General features: G+C 59.6%; 21 protein-coding genes. 18 read left to right on the top strand and 3 right to left on the bottom strand.

The features are described 5' to 3' along the window. Window positions 1–44 precede the first annotated feature (44 nt). Window positions 45–1,217, top strand: coding sequence for a 4-hydroxybenzoate 3-monooxygenase (gene pobA / locus FB593_RS20745; RefSeq protein WP_145166873.1), 1,173 nt, complete (start codon window positions 45–47; stop codon window positions 1,215–1,217). On the opposite strand, the gene pcaQ is transcribed toward pobA, so the two are convergent. Continuing rightward, on the bottom strand, window positions 1,214–2,155 hold the full coding sequence (pcaQ, locus tag FB593_RS20740; RefSeq protein ID WP_019567002.1) for a pca operon transcription factor PcaQ: 942 nt from the start codon (window positions 2,153–2,155) through the stop codon (window positions 1,214–1,216). The genes pobA and pcaQ overlap by 4 nt on opposite strands. Window positions 2,156–2,250: 95 nt before the next feature. On the opposite strand from pcaQ, the gene pcaD reads away from it, so the two are divergent. The 12 genes from pcaD to aroQ all read left to right on the top strand — a co-directional run bounded on the left by pcaD (window position 2,251) and on the right by aroQ (window position 11,543). Further along, the gene (gene pcaD, locus FB593_RS20735; protein ID WP_145166872.1) at window positions 2,251–3,048 is read left to right on the top strand and encodes a 3-oxoadipate enol-lactonase; all 798 of its coding nucleotides are present in this window, start codon (window positions 2,251–2,253) and stop codon (window positions 3,046–3,048) included. A 3-nt stretch (window positions 3,049–3,051) separates the two neighbouring features. Further along, complete coding sequence (pcaC, locus tag FB593_RS20730) at window positions 3,052–3,474, top strand: 4-carboxymuconolactone decarboxylase (protein ID WP_004431033.1); 423 nt, start codon at window positions 3,052–3,054, stop codon at window positions 3,472–3,474. Beyond that, complete coding sequence (gene pcaH, locus FB593_RS20725; protein ID WP_004431032.1) at window positions 3,471–4,211, top strand: protocatechuate 3,4-dioxygenase subunit beta; 741 nt, start codon at window positions 3,471–3,473, stop codon at window positions 4,209–4,211. The genes pcaC and pcaH overlap by 4 nt, the downstream gene beginning before the upstream one ends. A gap of 2 nt (window positions 4,212–4,213) precedes the next feature. Continuing rightward, complete coding sequence (gene pcaG / locus FB593_RS20720; RefSeq protein WP_025595017.1) at window positions 4,214–4,834, top strand: protocatechuate 3,4-dioxygenase subunit alpha; 621 nt, start codon at window positions 4,214–4,216, stop codon at window positions 4,832–4,834. 18 nt (window positions 4,835–4,852) lie between these two features. After that, on the top strand, window positions 4,853–5,914 hold the full coding sequence (locus FB593_RS20715) for a 3-carboxy-cis,cis-muconate cycloisomerase (RefSeq protein ID WP_065688498.1): 1,062 nt from the start codon (window positions 4,853–4,855) through the stop codon (window positions 5,912–5,914). A gap of 368 nt (window positions 5,915–6,282) precedes the next feature. After that, window positions 6,283–6,951, top strand: coding sequence for an amino acid ABC transporter permease (locus FB593_RS20710; protein WP_004431026.1), 669 nt, complete (start codon window positions 6,283–6,285; stop codon window positions 6,949–6,951). Between the two features lie 10 nt (window positions 6,952–6,961). Next, window positions 6,962–7,612 carry an amino acid ABC transporter permease gene (locus tag FB593_RS20705; protein WP_004431025.1) on the top strand — a complete coding sequence of 217 codons (651 nt, stop codon included), beginning with the start codon at window positions 6,962–6,964 and terminating at the stop codon, window positions 7,610–7,612. Window positions 7,613–7,655: 43 nt separating this feature from the next. Continuing rightward, complete coding sequence (locus FB593_RS20700) at window positions 7,656–8,492, top strand: transporter substrate-binding domain-containing protein (protein WP_004431022.1); 837 nt, start codon at window positions 7,656–7,658, stop codon at window positions 8,490–8,492. Window positions 8,493–8,526: 34 nt separating this feature from the next. Further along, window positions 8,527–9,366, top strand: a complete 840-nt coding sequence (locus FB593_RS20695) for a transporter substrate-binding domain-containing protein (protein ID WP_013762366.1) — start codon at window positions 8,527–8,529, stop codon at window positions 9,364–9,366. A gap of 29 nt (window positions 9,367–9,395) precedes the next feature. Further along, window positions 9,396–10,157, top strand: coding sequence for an amino acid ABC transporter ATP-binding protein (locus tag FB593_RS20690; protein WP_004431018.1), 762 nt, complete (start codon window positions 9,396–9,398; stop codon window positions 10,155–10,157). A gap of 58 nt (window positions 10,158–10,215) precedes the next feature. Beyond that, a complete protein-coding gene (locus FB593_RS20685; protein ID WP_013762364.1) occupies window positions 10,216–11,103 on the top strand; it encodes a shikimate dehydrogenase in 888 nt (295 codons plus the stop codon). Then, window positions 11,100–11,543, top strand: a complete 444-nt coding sequence (aroQ, locus tag FB593_RS20680; protein ID WP_004431014.1) for a type II 3-dehydroquinate dehydratase — start codon at window positions 11,100–11,102, stop codon at window positions 11,541–11,543. Before FB593_RS20685 ends, aroQ begins: the two co-directional genes overlap by 4 nt. Here aroQ and FB593_RS20675 read toward each other — a convergent pair. After that, window positions 11,515–12,210, bottom strand: a complete 696-nt coding sequence (locus FB593_RS20675) for a TetR/AcrR family transcriptional regulator (RefSeq protein ID WP_004431011.1) — start codon at window positions 12,208–12,210, stop codon at window positions 11,515–11,517. The genes aroQ and FB593_RS20675 overlap by 29 nt on opposite strands. Before the next feature lie 121 nt (window positions 12,211–12,331). Here FB593_RS20675 and FB593_RS20670 point away from each other — a divergent pair, with 121 nt between their 5' ends. Continuing rightward, a complete protein-coding gene (locus FB593_RS20670) occupies window positions 12,332–14,233 on the top strand; it encodes a bifunctional sugar phosphate isomerase/epimerase/4-hydroxyphenylpyruvate dioxygenase family protein (protein ID WP_060642792.1) in 1,902 nt (633 codons plus the stop codon). A gap of 80 nt (window positions 14,234–14,313) precedes the next feature. Here FB593_RS20670 and FB593_RS20665 read toward each other — a convergent pair whose 3' ends face one another. Beyond that, window positions 14,314–14,607, bottom strand: a complete 294-nt coding sequence (locus tag FB593_RS20665) for a putative quinol monooxygenase (RefSeq protein WP_013762362.1) — start codon at window positions 14,605–14,607, stop codon at window positions 14,314–14,316. A gap of 523 nt (window positions 14,608–15,130) precedes the next feature. Here FB593_RS20665 and FB593_RS20660 point away from each other — a divergent pair. The 4 genes from FB593_RS20660 (at window position 15,131) to FB593_RS20645 (ending at window position 20,383) form a co-directional block, all read left to right on the top strand. Beyond that, window positions 15,131–16,951, top strand: a complete 1,821-nt coding sequence (locus tag FB593_RS20660; RefSeq protein ID WP_145166871.1) for an ABC transporter ATP-binding protein — start codon at window positions 15,131–15,133, stop codon at window positions 16,949–16,951. A 41-nt stretch (window positions 16,952–16,992) separates the two neighbouring features. Continuing rightward, on the top strand, window positions 16,993–18,528 hold the full coding sequence (locus FB593_RS20655) for an ABC transporter substrate-binding protein (protein WP_038495069.1): 1,536 nt from the start codon (window positions 16,993–16,995) through the stop codon (window positions 18,526–18,528). 76 nt (window positions 18,529–18,604) lie between these two features. Beyond that, window positions 18,605–19,528 carry an ABC transporter permease gene (locus FB593_RS20650; RefSeq protein WP_003499197.1) on the top strand — a complete coding sequence of 308 codons (924 nt, stop codon included), beginning with the start codon at window positions 18,605–18,607 and terminating at the stop codon, window positions 19,526–19,528. 6 nt (window positions 19,529–19,534) lie between these two features. Continuing rightward, window positions 19,535–20,383: an ABC transporter permease gene (locus tag FB593_RS20645; RefSeq protein WP_004430999.1), complete on the top strand. Its 849-nt coding sequence runs from the start codon at window positions 19,535–19,537 to the stop codon at window positions 20,381–20,383. Window positions 20,384–20,388: the final 5 nt, after the last annotated feature.

Raw genomic sequence — 20,388 nt, 5'->3', positions numbered from 1 at the left:
CTTTGGTCAATTTCCTGACAGGAGACAATTCCGGGAGGAAAATAATGCGCACCAAGGTCGCCATCATCGGCTCCGGCCCTTCGGGTCTGCTGCTTGGTCAGCTGCTTGCCAATGAAGGCATCGATACCGTCATTCTCGACCGGGCCGGCAAGGACTACATCCTCGGTCGGGTCCGCGCCGGGGTGCTGGAAGAAGGCACAGTGCACCTTCTGAAAAAGGTTGGCGCCGACAAACGCCTGCACAAGGAAGGTCTGCCGCATGACGGTTTCTCGCTGGCCTTTGACGGGCGCGATCACCGTATCGACCTCTTCGATCTTACCGGCGGCAAACGGGTAATGGTCTACGGTCAGACGGAGGTGACGCACGACCTGATGGATGCCCGCGAAAAAGCGGGGCTTACCACAATCTATGAAGCCTTGAATGTGGAGCCTCATGATTTCGATGGTGCCAGCCCCTATGTCACCTATGAAAAAGACGGCGTAAGCCATCGGATAGATTGTGATTTTATTGCCGGATGCGATGGGTTTCACGGCGTCAGCCGCAAATCCGTGCCTGAGCGCTCGATCAAGGAATTCGAAAAGATATATCCCTTCGGCTGGCTCGGTATTCTGGCCGAAGTGCCGCCTGTCAGCCACGAACTCATCTATGCCAACCATCCCAGTGGTTTTGCGCTCTGTTCCATGCGCTCGCACACGCGAAGCCGCTATTACCTGCAATGTTCGCTGGAAGACCGGCCGGAGGACTGGAGCGATGAGCGCTTCTGGGATGAAATCCGCCGCCGCCTGCCGGAAAACCACGCCGATGCCCTGGTGACCGGACCGTCGTTTGAAAAATCCATTGCACCGCTTCGGTCCTTCGTGTGCGAACCTATGCGCTTCGGGCGGTTGTTTCTGGCGGGCGACGCCGCCCACATCGTGCCGCCGACCGGCGCCAAGGGCCTCAACCTTGCTGCCAGCGACGTGCATTATCTCAGCGAGGCGCTCATCGAATTTTATCGTGAAGGGTCGGAAGCGGGCATCGATTCCTATTCGCAGAAAGCGCTATCTCGCGTCTGGAAGGCCGTGCGCTTTTCCTGGTGGATGACGACAATGATGCACCGCTTTCCCGATACCGGCGAATTTGGCCAGCGCATCCAGGAAGCGGAGCTGGATTACCTCGTGCATTCCCGCGCGGCCTCCACGGCGCTTGCGGAAAACTATGTCGGGCTTCCCTATTAGGAAACAGTTTCGGGCTTCGGGTCGAGCAGTTCGCGCGCAGCTTCGCGAATGGCCTGTATCAGTAGCGACAGCGGCAGTGAGGGCTGCGTATCGGCCCGCACCGTCAAGCCGACCGGACCGCTGGTATCGCCGGTATCGACCGGCAGGATCGCCAGAGTTCCATCAGCCACATCGCCTGCGACCACGCCTTCCGAAATGATCCAGACGGCATCACTGGTGCGCAGGAACGCGCGGCCAAACGCATCCGATACCGTTTCGATGCGGATCGGCAAGGCCGGCACCCCATTGGCGATCAGGAACTGCTCGACGATGGGACCGATTACCGACTGGCGGGTGGGGATCAATACCGGGAATTCGTGCAGGTGATCGAAAACCGAAATGCCCGGCGACAGCAGCGGATGGCCGGCGCGCACGACGAACCGCACCTTTTCGGAATAGAGATGCTCGAAGGAAAAGCCCGCCATCTTTTCCGGCGCAGCCAGGCGCCCGACGACGAGATCCAGATCGCCGACGCGCAACTGCTCCAGAAGAACGGCATTGTCACCGGTGACGATCTTGACCGGGCTGCCGGTTTTTTCCGAAAGAAACCCAGCCATGGCTTTCGGCATGATCCTCACCGATACGGTCGGCAAGGCACCGACGCGAACCGGCGGGCCGGCACGCGCCGCCTCCTGCGAGACGGAATCGACCGCATGGCGAAGTGCCGTCATCGTCGCCCCGGCATGGCGCAGGAACACCTCGCCATAGCGGCTGATGCGGATGCCGCGCCCCTCGCGGTCGAACAGCGAGACGCCCAGAATCTCCTCGAGTTCGCGGATGGTTTTCGTTACCGCCGGCTGGCTGACATGCAGGATTTCTGCCGCACGAATGACGCTTTTCTGGCGCGCCACCTCCACAAAGGTCTGAAGATGCCGGAACTTTATACGCTGCTCGACCATCGAACATATAATCCATTGGTTATACTTTTCACCGATAATGTCATTTTACTTAACCGGAACGTGCTTGCAATATCGTCAACAGGAGGACGTACATCATGCATTTTCTGCGCTGTGGCGAAAACGCGATCCATTATCGTGCGCACGAACTGGAAAGCGGCAAGCCGGTCATCGCCTTTATCAATTCGCTTGGCACCGATTTCCGTATCTGGGATGCGGTGATTGCGGAACTTGGCGACAAATATGCTTTCGTCCTGCACGACAAACGTGGCCATGGCCTGTCCGATATCGGCCGCCCTGGCTATTCGATAGACGATCACGCGGACGACCTGATTGCCATCCTCGATCATCTTTCCGTTAACAATGCGGTCATCTGGGGTCTGTCGGTCGGTGGACTGGTTGCACAGGGAATTTATGCCCGGCGTCCCGATCTCGTGCGTGCCCTTGTGCTCAGCAATACCGCCCACAGGATCGGCACCGCCGAGATGTGGAACGCGCGCATCGACAAGATCGCCGCTGACGGCCTTGCCTCGCTGATCGATCCGGTGATGGAGCGCTGGTTCACACCAGCCTTTCGCCAGCCGGACAACGTGGTTTATGCGGGCGCGCGCAACATGCTTTCCCAACAGCCGGAGGCCGGTTACAGCGGCACCTGCGCCGCCATACGCGATGCCGATTTCACGCACGAAGCGGGCCGCATCGCTGTTCCGACGCTCTGCGTGGCGGGCGATGAAGACGGGTCGACACCGCCAGCACTGGTGCAATCGCTGGCGGACCTCATTCCCGCAAGCCGTCTCGCCACCATTGCACGCTGCGGCCACATTCCTTGCCTTGAACAACCGCTCGCCTATGCGCAGGCGGTCGGCGATTTTCTGAAGACCTTGCCGGAGCACTGACAGATGGCGGACAATATCGACAAGAACGAGAGATTTGAGCAGGGCATGAAAACGCGCCGCGCCGTGCTCGGTGACGCGCATGTCGACCGCGCGCAGACGGTGACGACGGGGTTCGATCAGCCGTTTCAGCAGCTCATCACCGAAGCGGCCTGGGGCACGGTGTGGTCCGGTAACCACTGGACGAAGCGCGAGCGCTCTATGGTCACCATCGCCTTGCTTGCCGCACTCGGTCAGGACGAGGAGCTTGCCATGCATGTGCGCGCCACCGCCAATACCGGCGCCACCGAAGCGGATATTCGCGAAGCGCTGCTGCATGTCGCAATCTATGCCGGCGTGCCCGCCGCCAACCACGCTTTCAAGACCGCCAAGCTTGCTCTGGCCGGCATGAAAGCCGATAGTTCCCGCGACGAGGAGGAGACGAAATGAGTAATACAAAGCCCGAAACCGGGCCGTTCTTCGCACGCGACCGCGACATTCATCCGCTGGCCTATGCTCCCTGGTACAAGACCTCTATCCTGCGTTCTCCGCAGCGCGCCCTGATTTCGCTGGAAGGCACCAAAAGCGAGATCACCGGGCCGGTTTTCGGCCACAGCCTGCTGAACGAGCTGGATAACGACCTGATCCTCAATTATGCCCGCCCTGGCGAAATGCCGATTGGCCCGCGCATTCTGGTCCACGGCCGGGTGCTGGACGAGCGCGGCCGCGGCGTGGACGGTGCGCTCGTGGAATTCTGGCAGGCCAATGCCGGCGGGCGGTATCGCCACAAGAAAGAAACCTATCTCGCCGCCATCGATCCGAATTTTGGCGGCGTCGGCCGCACGATCACGGATGAGAACGGTTATTACTGGTTCAAGACCATCCAGCCTGGCGCTTACCCCTGGCCGAACGGCGTCAACGACTGGCGGCCTGCCCATATCCACTTCTCGGTCTTCGGCCACGGTTTTGCCCAGCGGCTGATAACTCAGATGTATTTCGAAGGCGATCCGCTGATCTGGAAATGTCCGATCGTCAAAACCATCCCGGACGAGGATGCGATCAAGCGGCTGATCGCGCCACTGGATATGAATTCAAACATTCCCATGGACATGCTGGCATACAAGTTCGACATCGTGCTTCGCGGCCGCCGCTCCACGTTTTTCGAAAATCGCAAGGAAGGCAACTGATCATGGTCCAGCCGCTCGGTTATCTCAAGGAATCAGCGTCGCAGACGGCAGGTCCATATGTCCATATCGGCTGCACCCCCAATTTCGTTGGCATCGAGGGCGTGTTCGAAAAGGACCTGGGCTCCGGCGCGCTCTATAACGACAAGGCTCGCGGCGAACGCATAAGCGTGCGTGGCACGGTCTACGACGGCGCTGGCATGCCGCTTAAGGACGCCCTGATAGAAATCTGGCAGGCGGATACGGACGGTTATTACAACAGCCCCAGCGAAACACGCGGCAAGGCGGATCCGAATTTCACCGGCTGGGGCCGCTCGCCCGGCGACATGGATACCGGCGAATTCATCTTCGACACCATCAAGCCCGGCAAGGTGCCCTTCCGCGACGGCCGGTGGATGGCGCCGCACATCACTTTCTGGATCGTGGCGCGCGGTATCAATATCGGCCTGCAAACCCGCATGTATTTTCCCGAGGAGCAGGAGGCCAATGCGGCCGATCCGGTCCTTGCCCGCGTCGAGCAGAAAAGCCGCATCGCAACCCTTGTCGCCAAAAAGGAGGAAGGAAACATCTATCGTTTCGATATCCGCCTTCAGGGCGAGGGCGAAACCGTGTTTTTTGATATCTGAGCGGAGCCGTAACCTGAGATGAGCCTTTCCCCCTTCGAACATCCGTTTCTCTCCGGCCTTTTTGGCGACAGCGAAATCGTTGAGCTGTTTTCGGCCAGGGCGGATATCGATGCCATGATCCGTTTCGAGACGGCGCTGGCGCAGGCGCAAGCCGGGGCGGGCGTCATTGAAGCGGATGCGGCGGATGCGATCGTCTCCCGCCTTTCCGATTTTGCCGCTGATACCACCGCGCTTCGCCATGGCGTCGCCAAGGACGGCGTTGTGGTGCCGGAACTTGTCCGGCAGATGCGGGCGGCGGTTGCCGGTACTGCGGCGGAAAAGCTGCATTTCGGCGCCACCAGTCAGGATGTCATCGATACCAGCCTGATGCTGCGGCTGAAGGCGGCAGCGGAAATCATCGCGGCACGGCTCGGCCGCCTCATCGATACGCTGGGTGATATTGCGGCCCGCGATGGCAGCAACCCGCTGACGGGATATACCCGCATGCAGGCCGCCATCGCCATCACGGTCGGCGACAGGGTGGCAAGCTGGATCAATCCGCTGGAACGGCATCTGGTTCGGATCGACACGTTTTTGCAGCACGGTTTTGCCGTCCAGTTCGGCGGCGCGGCCGGCACGCTGGAAAAGCTCGGCGACAATGCCGGCACTGTCCGCGCCGATCTCGCAAAGCGTCTCGGCCTTTCTGACAAGCCGCAGTGGCACAGCCAGCGCGACGGTATCGCCGAGCTTGCCAATCTGCTGTCGCTCGTCACCGGCACGCTTGGCAAGTTCGGGCAGGATATCGCGCTTCTGGCCGAAGTCGGCGCCGAAATTCGCATGAGCGGCGGGGGTGGTTCCTCGGCGATGCCGCACAAGCAGAACCCGGTCAATGCGGAAACGCTGGTGACGCTGGCACGCTTCAACGCCGTGCAGATTTCGGCGTTGCACCAGTCTCTCGTTCACGAACAGGAACGTTCGGGCGCGGGCTGGATGCTCGAATGGCTGTCGCTGCCGCAAATGGTGACGGCAACGGGGTCCTCACTCCTGATCGCCGAGCGCCTCGCGGGGCAGATCGACCGGCTGGGAGCAAGCGAAGAATAAAGAGGGAATGACAGATTTTCGCGAGGACTGAGCGGCCTTCGGGCGCTTTTGCCAGCGAGATGGGAATGGCGCGGGCGCGCGATGAAAACGCTTGCGCCCAATCACATTAGTCGTTGATAAAAAACGACTTTCTTGAACAAGATGAATGAAGAAAAAGTGATCTTTAAGCTGTTTCTAACCGGAGTTGGCGCTTGACACAAAATTGAACTAACTGGTACAAACATTCAGGTTAACGCTATGCTGGCACAGAAGTGTGGAGCTTCCCCGGCACGGTAAAAACAAACGGAGGGCTTTGGAGCCACAGGGTTTCCAAAGCGATGCGAACAAGGCGAAACGTCTGTTCGGACCCGAACGGGTTGGGAGGAAATATGTCTTACAGTCTCGATTTTTCGGCGGTCATAGACCGTCTGCCCGAGCTGCTTCTGGCCTGTCTTGCAACGATCGGCCTTGCAATCGCCGGCATGTCGCTTGCCACCGTCATCGGGGTTCTCGGCGTCGTGGCCCGCCGCTCGCGCTTCAAGCTGCTGCGCGGTCTGGTCATCGGGTTCGTGGAAGCCATTCGCAACACGCCGTTTCTGGTGCAGATATTCTTCATCTTCTTCGCCCTGCCGCAAATCGGCATCAAGCTTAACCCCACGGTCACGGCCATCATTGCGCTTGCGTTGAACGGCGGCGCCTATGCCATTGAAATCATTCGCGGCGGCGTCGATTCCATTCCCAAGGGTCAGGTTGAGGCGGGATTGGCGCTTGGCCTGCACCGGGCGCAGATCTTCCGGCACATCATTCTGAAGCCGGCGCTTCGGGCGGTCTATCCGTCACTCACCAGCCAGTTCATCATGCTGACGCTGACCACTTCGGTCTGTACCTCGATTGCGGCTTACGAGCTGACCTCGGTGGCCCAGCAGATCGAAGCGGACACCTTCCGCTCCTTTGAGGTCTATTTCTCGATCACGCTGCTTTATCTGGTCATTTCCTCGCTGATGATGGGGGTATTTTCCCTCATCTCCCGCACATCGTTCAGCTATCCGGTCAAGTGAGGAAAAGACAATGGCATCCATCGGTTCCAACGAATTGTTCTTCCTGCTGCAGGGCCTGAAATGGACCCTTGCGCTGACCCTGATCGGCTTCATCGGTGGCGGCATTTTCGGCCTTTGCGTCGCGCTTGGCCGCGTTGCCGAAACCCCGGCGATCCAGCGCGCCAGCACCGGCTTCATCGCGATTTTCCAGGGCACACCGCTCCTGATGCAGCTTTTCGTCGTCTATTACGGCGTGGCGCTTGCGGGCCTGAATGTCGATGCCTGGATTGCGGTCGCCATCGCATTCACCCTGCATGCCAGCGCCTTTCTGGGTGAAATCTGGCGCGGTGGCATCCAGGCTGTGCCGAAGGGTCAGACCGAAGCCGCCAACGCGCTTGGCCTGCACTACGTGTCGCGAATGAAGGACGTGGTTCTGCCGCAGGCCTTCAAGATTTCGCTGCCCGCCACCATCGGTTTTCTGGTGCAGCTCATCAAGGGCACGTCGCTTGCCGCCATTGTCGGCTTCGTCGAACTGTCCCGCGCCGGCCAGATCGTCTCCAACCAGACGTTCCGTCCGCTGACGGTCTTTGCCATCGTCGGCATCATGTATTTCCTGATCTGCTGGCCGCTTTCCCTGTGGGGCGCCAGTGTAGAAAAGCGGATGCAAGCCGCTTCCCGCTAATACCCATCAACATGTCATCAAGCTTTGTAAGGAGGAGCAAAAGATGAAATCCAACGGTAAATTCTCACGTCGCACCCTGCTCGCGCTCGCCGCAGCAACGGTCGCCCTGCCCTTTATCGCACCGGTCGACGCCTTCGCCGGCACGGTGGATGAGGCCAAGGCCAAGGGCAAGGTCGTAATCGGCATTCAGGGCGACAATTCGCCATGGGGCTTCGTCAATTCGAGCGGCGTTCAGGACGGCCTCGATGCCGATATCGGCAAGGCGTTTGCCGAATATCTCGGCGTCAAGGTCGAATTCGTACCGCTTGCCGTGGCAAACCGCATTCCGGCCCTTCTGACGGGCAAGGTCGACCTGCTGTTCGCAACCATGGGCATGACCGCCGAGCGCGCCAAGACCATCCAGTATTCCAAGCCCTATGCCGGTAACGTGCTTTCCGTCTACGGCCCCAAGGACAAGAAGATCGGCAACTATGACGATCTGACCGGCGTTTCCGTCGGCGTTCCGAAGTCCAGCGCCATGGACACGGCGATCACGGCAGGTGCAGGCTCCAAGGCCAAGATCCTGCGCTTTGACGACGATGCCGCCAACATTCAGGCGCTGATTTCCGGCCAGGTCGAGGTTGTCGGTGGCAACCAGTTTTATGGCGACCGCCTCAATCAGGCTGCCAACGGCAAATACGAGCCGAAGTTCGACCTGACGACGCTTTACAACGGCGCCGGCACCCGTCCGGGTGAAAAGGACTGGAACGAGACCGTCAACGCCTTCCTCGACAAGATCAAGTCGGATGGCCAGCTTGCCAAGATCTACGACAAGTGGATGAAGCGCGAAGTTCCCGCTTTCCCGGAAAGCCTGCCGGATATTCCTTTCACCGTGAAGTGAAGACCGGAAGAGGCTGGATTGGGAGGAGTAACCAATGGGAATCTTTAACAAACAGACGCGTTGGCGAACAGCCATCGCCGTCGGATTGGCAGCAGCTTTGCTGCCAATCCTGACACCCGCAGGCGCAGAAGCCAGAACACTTGAAGAAGCAAAGTCCAGCGGCAAGATCATCATCGGCATTCAGGGCGACAACGCGCCCTGGGGCTTCATAAATTCCTCTGGTGTTCAGGAAGGTTATGATGCGGATTTGGCCCGCGGGTTTGCGGACTATCTTGGACTGAAAGTGGAGTTCGTACCGCTTGCAGTCGCCAACCGCATCCCGTCGCTTCGCACCGGAAAGGTCGATGCCCTGTTCGCGTCGATGGGGATGACGCCGGAACGCGCGAAAAACGTACAATATGCGCAGCCTTACGCGCATAACGTCATGTCGGTCTATGCCACCAAGGACAAGAAGATCGCCAACTTCGACGATCTCACGGGAATGACCGTCGGCGCGCCGAAATCCAGTCCGATGGACACGGCGTTGACCGCAGGTGCCGGTACCAAGGCAAAAATTCTGCGTTTCGACGATGACGCCGCCACCATTCAGGCGATCCTGTCGGGCCAGATCGAGGCAATCGGCGGCAACCAGTTTTATGGTGACCGTCTCGCAGCGGCTGGCGGCAAGGATTACGAGGTGAAGTTCGACCTCGTGACCCTCTACAACAGCGCCGCCACGCGCCCCGGTGAAAAGGACTGGAACGAGGCACTCAACGCTTGGCTCGACAAAGCCAAGGCCAATGGCGAGCTCGCAAAAGTCTATGCCAAATGGATGAAGCGCCCGGTTCCGGACTTCCCGGCCTCGCTTCCTGACATTCCCTACACCGTTAACTAACGCTGCTTCCCAGCATGAAGGAAAGTTCCATGTCGCAATCCTCCGCCGCACAGGCTCCGCTGATCGCCCTTGAAGGGGTTGGAAAGTGGTATGGAGCCTTCCATGCGCTGAAAGGCGTCAACATGACGGTTCGCAAAGGCGAAAAAATCGTTCTTTGCGGCCCGTCCGGTTCAGGAAAATCCACCCTTATCCGCTGCATCAACCATTTGGAAGAAATCCAGGAGGGCAAGATCACGGTCGAAGGAACCACGCTTTCGGATTCGACCCGCGCCATCGATGCCGTTCGGCGTGAAGTGGGCATGGTGTTCCAGAGCTTCAATCTCTTCCCGCACAAGACCATCATGGAAAACTGCACCCTGGCGCCCATGCGGGTGAAGGGCCTGTCGAAAGCCGATGCGGAAGCGACCGCGCGCAAATATCTGGAGCGCGTGCGCATTCTCAATCAGGCCGATAAATATCCGGCGCAGCTTTCCGGCGGCCAGCAGCAACGCGCAGCGATTGCCCGTGCGCTCTGCATGGAGCCGAAAGCCATGCTGTTCGATGAGCCGACTTCGGCGCTTGATCCGGAAATGGTCAAGGAAGTGCTCGACACGATGATCGGTCTTGCCCGCGACGGCATGACAATGATCTGCGTGACCCATGAAATGGGCTTTGCCCGGCAGGTTGCCGACCGTGTGGTCTTCATGTCGGAAGGCGAAATCATCGAGGAAGGCCCGCCGGACGAGTTCTTCCGCGATCCCAAGCACCAGCGTACCCGCACATTCCTCGGCGAAATTCTCGCCCATCACTAAGGCTCACCCGGAGCCGACAGGCAGGCGGGGATGACCCCCGCCTCTCCCACCACGTTCGATGAGCGATGACCTGATCATGACAGACACCAAATCCTTCAAGGTCGGCCTGATTGGCGCCGACATCCAGCTTTCCAAATCTCCCGCGCTGCACATGCGCGAAGGGGCTGCCCACGGCCTCGATTATTCCTACGAGCTTGTCGATGTCGTGGCGCGCAAGCTGCCGGAAAGCGCGCTTCCCGATCTGCTCAATGAGCTGGAATCGCGCGGCTTTGCCGGCACCAACATTACCCATCCCTTCAAGCAGGCGGTCCTTCCGCACCTGCATGAATTGTCTGATGATGCCCGCATGCTCGGCGCGGTCAACACCGTCGTCTTCAAGGACGGACGTCGCATTGGGCACAATACGGACTGGTACGGATTTTACGAGAGCTTCATGCGCGGCCTGCCGGATGCGAAACGAGACCGGGCGCTGCTGGTCGGTGCTGGTGGTGCAGGCGTTGCGGTGGCCCATGCGGCGCTGAAACTCGGCATTACCCATCTCGATATCTGCGACCGCGATTTCAGCCGCGCCGAGCATCTGGCTGCCGAACTCAACGCCCGTTTTGGCGAAGGCCACGCCTTTGCCGTGAAAGACCCGGCAGATTCCCTGCCCTTCGCGGATGGGTTGATCCACGCCACACCGATGGGCATGCCCGCCCATCCCGGCATGCCGGTCAAGGCCGACCTCCTTGAACAACGGCACTGGGTGGCCGATATCGTTTATATGCCGCTGGTGACCGAGCTTCTGGCGACGGCGGCCCAAAAAGGCTGTCGCACCCTGCCCGGCGGCGGCATGACGGTGTTTCAGGCTGTTGGCGCGTTTCGGCTGTTCTGCGGCCGTGAACCTGATGCAGAGCGCATGACGGCACATTTTACCGAAATTTGCACGAAAGAGGGTGTGGCGTGAGCCTTTTCACCATACTTAACGGACCGAACCTCAACCTGCTCGGCCAACGCCAGCCGGAAATCTACGGCTACGAGACGATGGCCGATGTGGAGGCCAATTGCCGCGCGATTGCCGAGGCGGCGGGGCACGAGATATTCTTTGCCCAGAGCAACCGGGAATACGAGCTGATAGACTGGATCCATGCGGCGCGCGGCACATCGGCAGGCATCGTCATCAATCCCGGTGCCTTTACCCATACCTCGGTGGCGATCCTCGATGCACTCAATACCTTCGAGGCACCGGTGATCGAGGTTCACATTTCCAACATCCACAAACGGGAGATCTTCCGCCACCATTCCTATATCTCGACGCGCGCCGAAGGCGTGATCGCCGGTCTCGGCATCGAAGGTTACGGGGTGGCGCTCAGCCACCTCATCGGCCGTCTTTCCCGATCTTCGTGATATGGTCCGGGCTCAGCACATATCGCAACACCATGTCGCTGACGTGATGCGACAATGTTTGCTGACCCTTCTCGGTAAACAGCCCGTCGCCGAAGATGAAAGAGAAGGTTGCGACGTTCGAGACGTTGAAAAAGGACAGCGCGCTGATCTGCCAGTGCAGTTCCAGCGCATTGATGCCGTTGCGGAAAATGCCGCTCTTCTGGCCGCGCAGCAGCACGCTTTCCAGGGCATCGATGGCCGGCCGGTTGAGCTGGCGGATCGTTCCGGACGATTGCATGTGCCGGCCGTGATGAATGTTCTCGATCATCACCATGCGGATGAAAGCCGGGTTGCGGCGATGGTGATCGAAAGTGAACCGACAGAGCTTTTCGAGCGCCGCAACCGGCTCCAGACCATCCAGCTCCAGATCGCTCTCGCCGCCACGCACCTTGGCATAGGCTTCTTCAAGAACGCGCTGGTAAAGCCCTTCCTTGTCGGTAAAATAATAATAGATCATCCGCTTGGACGTGCGCGTGCGGGCGGCGATCTCGTCGATGCGCGCTCCCGACAGGCCGTTTTGCGAAAACTCCTCCATCGCAACGGAAAGAATGTCTCGGCGCACGCCTTCCGGATCGCGCTTCGCCTGCCGGGTTTCGCTGGTGCCGTTCGAAGTTGCGCTTTTTGTCATGATCCATCCATCAGCAGGGTATACGGCTTGCCGCCGCACCCCTATTATTAACCAATTAGTACATAACGCTGAAAAGGAACGCAATATGGCGAGCTATGACACAGGCAAACAGGGCGTGCCAATGCGTACTTCCATCGCCACCGTCTCCATCAGCGGCGAATTCCCGGAGAAACTGGCGGCCATTGCGAAAGCCGGTTTCACCGGCGTGGAGATTTTCGAGAACGATTTCCTGACCTACGACGCCTCGCCGCGCGAGGTTAGGGCCCTTGCGGCGGATCATGGGCTGGATATCACGCTTTTCCAGCCGTTCCGCGATTTCGAAGGCATGCCGGAACCGCACCGCGCCCGCGCCTTCGAGCGCGCAGGGCGTAAATTCGACATCATGGGCGAACTCGGGACCGATCTGATGCTGATCTGCTCGAATGTCTCGCCGGTGTCGCTGGGTGGAATAGACCGCGCCGCCGCCGATTTCCACGAGCTTGGCGAGCTTGCGGCCAGGCATGGTGTTCGCGTGGGTTACGAGGCGCTGGCCTGGGGCCGGCACATCAGCGATCATCGCGATGCGTGGGAAGTGGTGCGCCGCGCCGATCACCCCAATGTCGGTATCATCCTCGACAGCTTCCACACGCTGTCGCGCAAGATCGATCCCAACTCCATCCGCTCCATTCCCGGCGACAAGATCTTCATCGTGCAATTGGCCGACGCACCGCTGATCGACATGGACCTGTTGTACTGGAGCCGGCATTTCCGCAACATGCCCGGCGAAGGTGATCTGCCGGTGGTGGATTTCATGCGCGCTGTCGCCGCAACCGGTTATAGCGGCCCGCTGTCGCTCGAAATCTTCAACGACCAGTTCCGCGGTGGCTCGGCGCGCCTTTTGGCTGAGGACGGCCATCGTTCGCTCATCAACCTCATGGATCAGGTGCGCCGTCTGGAGCCCGACATCCGCATCGAGGCGCCCGCCATGCCTGAGCGGGTGCAGACGGAAGGCGTGGAGTTTGTCGAGTTCACAACGGCACCGGAGGAAAAGGCCAATCTGGAAGCGCTGCTCGCCACACTTGGTTTTGATAAAACCGCGAGGCACCGCAATCGCGATGTCGATCTCTACACGCAGGGCGACATTCGCATCGTCATCAATACCGGCGGTACCGGTGAGAGTTTCGCCGGTGCATCCTACTCCATCCACGGCACCAATGCCTATGCATTCGGCCTGAAGGTCGATGATGCGCAGGCAGCGCTTGCGCGTGCGGCAGCTCTGGGCGCGCCGACATTCGCCGAACCGCGCAAATCCGGCGAAGTCGCGGTTCCAGCCATTCAGGGCGTGGGCAATGGCGTCATCTATTTCCTCGACGGGTCCACGGCGCTCGCCTCCATCTGGGACAATGAATTCGCACCGGTAGATGCGACGGCACCGGCAGGCAATACCGGATTGACCCGCATCGACCATCTTGCGCAAACCACGCATTACGATGAAATGCTGACCTGGCTTCTGTTTTACACATCGCTGTTTTCAACGCGCCGCACTCCGATGGTGGATGTGGTCGATCCCGGCGGTCTGGTGCGCAGCCAGGCCATAGAAAGCGTGCCCTCCCCGCGTTTCCGCCTGACCATGAACGGCGCCGACAACCGAAAGACCTTCGCCGGCAAATTTCTGGCGGAAGGTTTCGGCACCAGCATCCAGCACATCGCGTTCGCCACGGACGATATCTTCGCCACCGCCAAGGCTCTGCATGCGCGCGGCTTTCACGCCCTGCCGATCTCGCGCAATTATTATGACGATCTGGAGGCCCGCTTCGGGCTGGAACCGGAATTCTCCGACGCACTCCGGGAAGCAAGCATCCTCTACGACAGGGACGACAACGGCGAATATTTCCAGATCTACAGCCGCACCTTCGGCGAAGGGTTCTTCTTCGAAATCGTCGAAAGGCGCGGTGCCTACGGCGGATATGGCGCGATGAACGCCCCCTTCCGCATCGCTGCGCAGCGGCGTCTTGCGCCACCGATCGGCATGCCGAAGGAATAGGCGCAGACACCAGTCCACTGGTGCTTCAAAAATCCAAACAGGCCGCAGCCGGCAGGAATGCCGCTGCGGCCTGTCTTTATTTACGCCAGCGTCACTATCTCATAGTCCCGTGGAATGGCGGAGGTGGCCACAAACCACTTAGATGCGCGCGTGCGCTGCTGATGAAAATCGAAAGCAGCGCGGTCCACAAAAAGCTCTTCCACCCTCCAGATCAGGGGGTCTTCGGTCTGCGATACCTCAAAAGAAATACAGCCCGGCTCCGCTCTGGTCAGGCGAATGTGATCGGGTAGATGGCTTTCCACAAGTTGGACATCCTGCACCGATGCGCAACGGAGGAAGCCGGATAGCCTGACCGCACCCGTTCTATTCGTCATACCCGGTATCCTTTTTCAATGGTCTTCGTCCGGCCTGTATCACGGGCAGCGGCACCCACAACCACTGAAATCGATACATCCTCAATACAGACTAAAAACATCCCTTAATCGGGGTCCGGCCCTTCGGCACACCCGCGCCCAAAATAAAAGCACTTGCGTATTTGTAGAGCAGTATACAAAAATTGTTCAACACTCTGGACATGATTGTCCTGTTTTGTTAGCTTTTTTGTAAAACAAGGGGTGGGGAATACAAGTTCATGCGCATCATCGATTCTGAGACTGGCAACAGGCATTTTACCGGCACCGGTGAGGTCGCCCGTAGCACTTCGACCAGGTCGCAATTTCCGTATCGACCGGCAGCAGCCAATCTACATCGCGCCTGAAACGCCATGCGCTTTCTTTTTGACACTCCCATCCTCCGGCACAGCGTTTCATCCCGCGCGCCTGCCCCACGCCCTTGCCCCCTCACTATTTCAGATGGCCGCGCCGGCATTGCCGCGCATGCCAAGCCGGAGACGCTGACATGACTGCCGCAAACCGCAACGCCCTCCTCTCGGTTGAAAACCTGAGCGTTGAGTTCGGCGACAGCCGCGTCGTGGACGATATTTCCTTTGCCGTGGAAGCCGGCAGGACGGTGGCGATCGTCGGCGAATCCGGATCGGGCAAATCGGTCACGTCGCTCTCGACCATGCGTCTTGCGGATATGATGGGCGCGACTTACCCCGCCGGTCGCATCATGTTCGAAGGCAAGGATCTGCTGAAGGCATCGCAGAAGGAAATGCGGTCGATCCGCGGCAAGGAGATCGCCATGATCTTCCAGGAGCCGATGACGTCGCTGAACCCGGTCTTCACCATCGGTGACCAGATCTGCGAAGTGCTTGTCCTGCACGAGAAAATGGGCAAGGCGGCGGCCATGGCCGAGGCAAAAAAGTTGCTCGACATGGTGCGATTGCCGGATGCGGCCGAGCTTCTGCACCGTTATCCGCATCAGCTTTCCGGCGGCATGCGCCAGCGCGTGATGATTGCCATGGCGCTTGCCTGTCGGCCGAAGCTGCTGATCGCCGACGAACCGACGACGGCACTTGATGTCACCATTCAGGCGCAGATCCTCAACATCATGCGCGACCTGCAAAAGAAGCTCGGCATGGGCATGGTCTTCATCACCCATGACATGGGCGTGGTGGCGGAAATGGCCGATGACGTCGTCGTGATGTGGAAAGGCAGGAAGGTTGAGGAAGGCCCGGTCAAGGACATCTTCGCCAATCCGCAGCATCCCTATACGCGGGCGCTGCTTTCCGCCGTTCCGCGCCTCGGCAGCATGACCGGCGAAGAGTTTCCCAAGCGCCTTCCGCTCACCGTCCTGCAGGATGGCCAGCCGGTCGTGGTGGGCGAGGAACGGGTGCAGAATACCGCAAAATACGACGAGAAGCCGCTGCTTTCGGTTCGCGACCTGTTCGTTCGCTTCGATATTCGCAAGAACCTGTTCGGCAAGGCGACGCACCGTTGCAGCGCCGTGCAGAAGGTCAGCTTCGACATCCATGCCGGAGAGACACTGGCGCTGGTCGGTGAATCCGGTTCGGGCAAATCCACCATCGGCCGCACAATCCAGCAGCTGCAATCGGCGGTATCAGGCGAAATATCCTTCAACGGCCGCAGCTTTTCTGAGATGTCGGCAGCGGAACGTTTCCGCATGCGGCAGGAAGTGCAATATATCTTCCAGGACCCCTTCGCCTCGCTCGATCCGCGCAAGACGGTAGGTTTCTCGATCGCCGAGCCGATCAATACCCACAGCCTGATCAACGATGCCAAGGCGGTGCGCCGCCGGGTGGATGAGCTGCTGGAACGGGTGGGTCTGAGTTCGGAACATGCATCGCGGTATCCGCACGAGTTTTCGGGCGGCCAGCGGCAGCGTGTCTGCATTGCCCGCGCGCTCGCCTCCGATCCCAAGCTCATCATCGCCGATGAAGCGCTGTCGGCGCTCGATGTCTCCATCCAGGCGCAGATCATCAATCTGTTCATGGATTTGCAGGCGGAACGTGGTCTTGCTTACCTGTTCATCAGCCATGACATGGCGGTGGTGGAAAAGATGAGCCACCGCGTCGCGGTGCTTTATCTCGGCCAGATCATGGAAATGGGCAGCCGCCAGCAGGTCTTCGAAACGCCCACGCATGATTATACGCGCCGGCTGCTTTCCGCAGTGCCGGTTGCCGATCCCCTGATCGAGCGCCGCATCGCCATGATCGAGGGCGAAATTCCCAATCCCGTGCGCCGCGTCGGCGATGAGCCCGCCATTCTCGCCCATGAGGAAATCAATCCAGGCCACTTCATCGCGAAGAGTGCCTGAACAATAACCAAAACCGTAACCATCTGAAGAGGAACAGGTAGATGACAAAAATCAAAAAGGGGATGACGGCAACGTTCGTCGCGCTTGCGCTGGCCGGCACGGCCTTCACCGCAGCGCCGGCTTTCGCCGCTGGCAAGATGACCATTTCCAGCCCGCAGGACCCCGGCAGCTGGGATCCGATCGACACCTTCCTGGTGCAATGGGCAGCTGTAGCCACCAACATCTTCGATGGCCTGACCTATCGCGGTCCGGACCTGAAACTTGTGCCCGGCCTTGCCGAATCCTGGGAAGAGCTGGATGAAGGCAAGCGCATCCGCTTCAAGCTGCGCCAGAACGTCAAGTTCCATAATGGCGAGCCCTTCAACGCCGCCGCCGTCAAGTTCACCTTCGAGCGCCTTCTCGGCGAACAGGGTGCCAAGGGCCCGCAGCGCTCCAACTATGTCGCCATCGAAAGCGTCGACGTCATCGACGACTACACCGTCGACATGAAGCTCAAGGCGCCCGATCCGGTGCTTCTGACCAAGCTTGCCGGTTATGGCGGCATGATCGTTCCGCCGAAATACATTCAGGAAAAGGGTGAGGACAACTTTAACCTCAACCCGGTCGGCACCGGCGCGTTCAAATTCGTCTCCTATGCGCCGAAGACCAACATCAAGCTGGAAGCCAACCCGGATTACTGGGGCGGCGCACCGAAGCTCTCCGAACTGGAATTCCGCTTCATCGCCGAGCCGGCGACCGCAGTTGCCGAATTGCAGGCCGGCCGCGTCGATCTCGTCATTCCGCCCACCATCCCGATCGGCATGATCCCGGTCATCGAAGGCGATTCCAAGCTGGAGATCGTCAGCGTTCCAGGCCCGACGGTGGATGCGCTGCGTTTCAACACTCGTGACGGCATCACCGCTGATCCCAAGGTGCGCAAGGCCATCATCATGGCCGTTGATCGCGGCACGATCGTCAAGTCGATCCTTGCCGGTCAGGCCTCGGAAATCGCCAGCTTCCAGAGCGCGCTGTCCTTCGGTTACGACGCCGATCTGAAGCCGCTGCCTTATGATCTGGAAGGCGCAAAGAAGCTGCTCGCGGAAGCCGGCGTCAAGCCGGGTGCGGCGCTGCAGATCGATATCAGAGGCAACGATGCGACGATGAACGAAGTCGCGCAGGTCATCTCCAGCTATCTGTCCATGGTCGGCATCACCGCCACCATCAAGCCCTATGAGACCAACGTTCTCCTGAACGACATCATCCCGCAGGGCAAGACCGGCGCCATGTTCCAGCAGAAGTGGGGCGGCTGGACCTTCGATTACGACAACACGGCCTATTCCATGTACCACTCGGGTGAAAAGTGGAATCCTTACGACAAGGACGAGAAGCTGGACAAGCTGCTGGAATCGCAGCGCCCGCTGACTGACCGAGCCGAGCGCGAAAAGATCCTCAAGCAAGTCGGCGCATATGCCGCTGAGCGCGCGCTGGAAATTCCGCTTTACAACACCAATGCCATTTACGGCATCAACAAGCGGGTCAAGGGTTTCGTGGCACCGCCGGATAACCGCCTGAAGCTGACCGACGTCACCGTCGAATAATCAGGCTTATCCTCCCTAAAAGCGCCTTGCCCGCCATCCCGCGGGCAAGGTCGGGTCTCTCTTCAAGGTAAAAAACGTGGCCGGTTTCCTCATCAAGCGATTGCTGCAGGCGATTTTCGTCGTCATCGCCATCACCCTTCTCGTTTCCTTCGCCATCCGCCTGACGGGCGATCCGGCTGTCACCATGTTCCAGGGCGGCGGCAGCATGACGGAAGACGATCTGGCGCGCATTCGTGCGGCGCTTGGAACCGACCGGCCGTTCTTCGTGCAATATTTCAGCTTCCTGAAAGGCCTGGTTACGCTCGATTTCGGCCGCAGCTTCACTGGCAGCACGCCGGTATCGCGGCTCATCGCCGATGCCCTGCCCGCCACGCTGCTTCTCGCCTTCATCTCCATGGCGGTGTCGATTGCGCTTTCCATTCCGCTCGGCATCAAGGCCGCGACCTCGCGCGGCAAGACGGCCGATCAGGTGATCCGTATCTTCTCGCTCGTCGGCCTGTCATTCCCCAATTTCTGGCTGGCCACCATGCTGGTGCTGCTTTTCTCCATCACGCTCGGCTGGCTGCCGCCAAGCGGCATGGGCGGCTTTGCAAGCTACATCATGCCATCGGTCACCATGGGCGTTATCCTGACGGCTACCAATGTCCGCCTGGTGCGCACGGCCATGCTCGATACGCTGCGCTCGCAATATGTCATGGTGGCGCGCGCCAAGGGCCTCAGCGAAAACAAGGTGCTTTACAAGCATGCGCTACGTAACTGCGCCATTCCGCTGATTACCTATTTCGGCCTGCAATTCGGCGGACTTCTCGGCGGCATCGTCGTCATCGAGCGCGTCTTCAACTGGCCGGGTCTCGGCACGCTCGCCTTCGATGCGGTGGGCGCGCGCGACTATCCCGTGCTTCAGGCCGTCATCACCGTGCTGTCGCTGATGATCGTCGGCATCAACCTTCTGGTCGATATCGCCTACGGGCTGGTCGATCCGCGCATCCGCACGGAGTAATTGACGATGGCTGCTAAAACCTCGCGCCTGTCGCGCTTCAACAATCTCGAATTCATCCTCGGCGCCCTGCTTACCGTCGTCATCTGCCTTGCCGTTCTTCTTTCCGACGTGCTGTTTCCGGGCGGTGCCGAAAAGATCGACCTGATGGCGCGCCTTGCCAAGCCCTTCACTAGCGCCGCCCATCCGCTCGGCACCGATCCGCTCGGCCGTGACGTACTGGCCCGTGTCGTGGCCGGCGGCAAGATTTCGCTGCTCGTCGGTTTCACCTCGGTGATCGGGGCCGTGGTCTTCGGCGTGATCGTCGGCCTGGTCGCCGGTTATTATCGCGGCTTCTGGGACATGCTGGTCATGCGCTTTGCCGATATACAGCTCGCCATGCCCTTCATTCTCTTGGCCATCACCTTCATCGCAATTGTTGGCGGTAGCCTCACCAACACCATCATCCTCCTGATCGTCTCGCAATGGGTACAATATGCCCGTCTGGTGCGCGGCTCGGTGCTGACGCTGCGGGAACGGGAATTCATCCTGTCCGCCCGCGCCATTGGCGTGAAGGACTGGCGCATCATCCTCCAGCACCTTCTGCCGAACCTGATCGGCCCGGTCATCGTGCTGATGACGCTCAACGTCGCCAACAACATCCTGCTGGAAAGCAGCCTCACCTTCCTCGGCCTCGGTGTCGATCCGACCATTCCGAGCTGGGGCGGCATGCTGGCGGATGGCCGCACCTATCTGCAAACGGCATGGTGGGTCAGCGTCTTCCCCGGTCTTGCCATCCTTCTGACCGTGCTTGGCCTCAACCTTCTCGGTGACTGGCTGCGCGACAGCCTCGACCCCACCGGCAGAACCTCAAGGTGATCGTG

This window comes from Rhizobium sp. SJZ105, from assembly GCF_007828365.1.
GTDB lineage: Bacteria > Pseudomonadota > Alphaproteobacteria > Rhizobiales > Rhizobiaceae > Agrobacterium > Agrobacterium tumefaciens.
This window is presented reverse-complemented; position numbering and strand designations above follow the sequence as displayed.